The organism is Aeromonas sp. R7-1 (assembly GCF_040908115.1).
GTDB lineage: Bacteria > Pseudomonadota > Gammaproteobacteria > Enterobacterales > Aeromonadaceae > Aeromonas > Aeromonas caviae.
In genome coordinates this window covers 1-1,604 of the sequence record NZ_JBFODD010000028.1, presented here as the reverse complement: position 1 = coordinate 1,604, position 1,604 = coordinate 1, and the positions used below count along the sequence as shown (strand labels likewise).

Below are 1,604 nucleotides of genomic sequence, written 5' to 3'. Positions count from 1 at the left end.
CCGGCAACGGTGTGCTCCCAGTCGATCTTGCGGTAGGCCATGGAGACCTGGATCAGCTGGGTGAAGTCGGACTTCGCCGGATCCTGGCAGTGGGGCATCTGGCAGTCGATGTCAACGATGGTGGCATCGGTCAGCACAGTGCTGAAGAAGTGCTCCTGCTTGCCCTCGACGGAGGTGCGGTACCACTTCAGGGTCACTTTCGGCAGCATCTCGCCGGAGGCCAGGGAGTTGTACATCAGCGGCACGGCCTTGTTCAGGGCAACGGTGAACTTGAACGGCTTGTGGACACGCTGACCCGCCGGCTGACCGGATTGCGGATCGGTCGGTACGGTGACGACGTGCTGGAACTCTTGTACCAGCATCTCGTCTTCGTGGCCCTGCACGAAGATGTTACCGACGGAATCGGAGGTGAAAGCACCGGCGGTGATGTTGCCCTGGGTTTGACCTTCGATGCTGATATAACATGGAGTTGGCATGGAATTGCTCCTGATGGTTGAACGGTTATGACACTCGTCCGAATCCGTTAGCAGTGACCATGCCAATACATTTTTTTGTTTTAAAACAAATAGTTGAATAGAAAACCGATTCGCGCGCCGGCACCATGACGCAACAAGTTGCGCAATCAATGCATTTACCCATTAAACCTTGCACATGCAGCATAAATGACTGGTGTAAATGCAACATATTGCGCGTGGCGGAGTTTATCTCTGCCTCCAAGCTGCTTCCCCAAACCAGGCCAGCGGCATCTCCGCTTCGCCTGCGAGCCACCCCCATCACAGGCAAGATCAGATTGTCGGCAACTAAAACAAAAGGGCCTGTCTCGCGACGGCCCTTTTGTTTTAGTTGGCTGTATCGGCGGGATGATTCACCGCTGCGTGGCTCACCCCTTCGGGACGGCCTGCAGCCGTTCATCCCGGCAAGCTGCTCTGCTTGAACCCGACGGGGGCACTCCCCCCTCTTCCGCGTGAGCGGAAAATGCTTCCCCAAAGCAAAAAACCGACCATCAGGTCGGTTTTAACATCTGAGGATGGGTCGGGATTGACTCGCGCCATCCCTGGCGCTCGCCCTGCGGGCTATCCTGCCCGCCTGTCGAACCAGGGCCCGAACCGAGCCGCCCATCACCGGATAAAACAAAAGGCCCCGTCTTTCGACGGGGCCTTTTGTTTTATTTGGCGGTGAGGGAGGGATGATTCGCCACTGCGTGGCTCACCCCTTCGGGGCGGCCTGCGGCCGTTCATCGTAGCAAGCTGCTCTGCTCGAACCCGGCGAGGGTTCTCACCCCCCTCTTCGAGATGAGCTGATGACGCTTCCCCAAAGCAAAAAACCGACCATGAGGTCGGTTTTAACATCTGAGGATGGGTCGGGATTGACTCGCGCCGTCCCTGGCGCTCGCCCTGCGGGCGGCCTCTGGCCGTCCATGCGGGCTATCCTGCCCGCCTGTCGAACCAGGGCCCGAACCAAGCCGCCCGTCACCGGATAAAACAAAAAGCCCCGTCGAAAGACGGGGCTTTTTGTTTTATTTGGCGGTGAGGGAGGGATTCGAACCCTCGATACGTTGCCGTATACACACTTTCCAGGCGTGCTCCTTCAGCCACTCGGACACC

General features: G+C 58.0%; 1 protein-coding gene, 1 tRNA gene and 1 other RNA gene. All 3 read right to left on the bottom strand.

Annotated features, from left to right (window positions below):
* On the bottom strand, window positions 1–476 hold a 476-nt coding region (gene hcp1, locus AB5Y51_RS06305), incomplete at its 3' end, for a type VI secretion system effector Hcp1 (RefSeq protein ID WP_368178169.1).
* A gap of 694 nt (window positions 477–1,170) precedes the next feature.
* A non-coding RNA gene (locus AB5Y51_RS06300) (RtT sRNA) lies at window positions 1,171–1,300 on the bottom strand.
* Window positions 1,301–1,521: 221 nt separating this feature from the next.
* Window positions 1,522–1,603, bottom strand: a tRNA-Ser gene (locus AB5Y51_RS06295).
* Window position 1,604: the final 1 nt, after the last annotated feature.